A 255-nucleotide genomic window follows, 5' to 3' on the forward strand; every position below is an offset into this window, starting at 1 on the left:
GCCCTCTCGGGCTCAACTGACCCGTGTCTTATCAATCCCGCGCTGTCCATCGCTGTGCACGCCAACATCAGCGAACGTGAGTTTGGCTATTGGCCGTCCTACTCTGAAATCACGCCTCGCGCTCGCAGGGCCTACCTGAGCTGGCTGGCAGATGGGAGGCGCGACCCCGAAGCCGATATTGGATACGTCTTTCTCTTCTTCTATGGCCTGGAGCGCAGGGCCATTGCAGAGGGATTGAAGGACGCGCAGGCGCAG

General features: G+C 60.4%; 1 protein-coding gene. It reads left to right on the forward strand.

The features are described 5' to 3' along the window. On the forward strand, positions 1-255 hold a 255-nt coding region (locus RMT89_RS44240), incomplete at both ends, for a TerB N-terminal domain-containing protein (protein ID WP_315889406.1).

The organism is Streptomyces sp. P17 (genome assembly GCF_032436805.1).
Classification (GTDB): Bacteria; Actinomycetota; Actinomycetes; order Streptomycetales; family Streptomycetaceae; genus Streptomyces.